We start from the raw sequence: 1,502 nt of genomic DNA, 5'->3' as shown, positions 1-1,502 counted from the left end.
CTAAGCGTATACGGTGGATGCCTTGGCAGTCAGAGGCGATGAAGGACGTAGTAACTTGCGAAAAGCGTTGGCGAGCTAGTAACAAGCATTTGAGCTAACGATGTCCGAATGGGGAAACCCGGCAGCATAAGCTGTCATCATTAAGTGAATACATAGCTTAATGAGGCGAACGAGGGGAACTGAAACATCTAAGTACCCTTAGGAAAAGAAATCAACCGAGATTCCCCTAGTAGCGGCGAGCGAACGGGGATTAGCCCTTAAGCCTAGAGGGTGTTAGTGGAATGTGTTGGAAAGCACAGCGATACAGGGTGATAGCCCCGTACATGAAAACTAACTTTAGGTGAAAACGAGTAGGACGGGACACGTGATATCTTGTTCGAATATGGGGGGACCATCCTCCAAGGCTAAATACTCCTGACTGACCGATAGTGAACCAGTACCGTGAGGGAAAGGCGAAAAGAACCCCTGTGAGGGGAGTGAAATAGAACCTGAAACCGTATACGTACAAGCAGTGGGAGCGGTTCTTGAGACCGTGACTGCGTACCTTTTGTATAATGGGTCAGCGACTTACATTTTGTAGCGAGGTTAAGCGAATAGCGGAGCCGTAGGGAAACCGAGTGTTAACTGCGCGTTTAGTTGCAAGGTGTAGACCCGAAACCCGGTGATCTAGCCATGGGCAGGTTGAAGGTTGAGTAACATCAACTGGAGGACCGAACACACGTATGTTGAAAAATGCGGTGATGACTTGTGGCTGGGGGTGAAAGGCCAATCAAACCGGGAGATATCTGGTTCTCCTCGAAAGCTATTTAGGTAGCGCCTCGAGCGAATACCATTGGGGGTAGAGCACTGTTAAGGCTAGGGGGTCATCCCGACTTACCAACCCTTTGCAAACTCCGAATACCAATGAGTACTACTCGGGAGACACACGGCGGGTGCTAACGTCCGTCGTGAAAAGGGAAACAACCCAGACCATCAGCTAAGGTCCCAAAGTTATTGCTAAGTGGGAAACGATGTGGGAAGGCTTAGACAGCTAGGATGTTGGCTTAGAAGCAGCCATCATTTAAAGAAAGCGTAATAGCTCACTAGTCGAGTCGGCCTGCGCGGAAGATTTAACGGGGCTAAGCAATACACCGAAGCTATGGGTACTAGCGCTTGCGCTAGTGCGGTAGAGGAGCGTTCTGTAAGCCGTTGAAGGTGAAGGGGTAACCCACGCTGGAGGTATCAGAAGTGCGAATGCTGACATGAGTAACGATAATGGGGGTGAAAAACCTCCACGCCGAAAGACCAAGGGTTCCTGTCCAACGTTAATCGGGGCAGGGTAAGTCGACCCCTAAGGCGAGGCCGAAAGGCGTAGTCGATGGGAAACGGGTTAATATTCCCGTACTTCTGCTAACTGCGATGGAGAGACGGAGAAGGCTAGGCTAGCGCGGCGTTGGTTGTCCGCGTTTAAGACTGTAGGTAGGGTACTTAGGCAAATCCGGGTACCTAATACTGAGAGTTGA

The 1,502-nt window shown here is 50.4% G+C and carries 1 rRNA gene; it reads left to right on the top strand.

Annotated elements, in window-relative coordinates:
• Positions 1–1,502, top strand: a 23S ribosomal RNA gene (locus L2712_RS19050); the annotation flags it as partial.

Source organism: Shewanella marisflavi (assembly GCF_023283925.1).
In the GTDB taxonomy this organism is placed as follows: domain Bacteria; phylum Pseudomonadota; class Gammaproteobacteria; order Enterobacterales; family Shewanellaceae; genus Shewanella; species Shewanella marisflavi.
The sequence above is the reverse complement of the archived record's forward strand: the minus strand, read 5'-3'. Positions and strand labels throughout refer to the sequence as shown.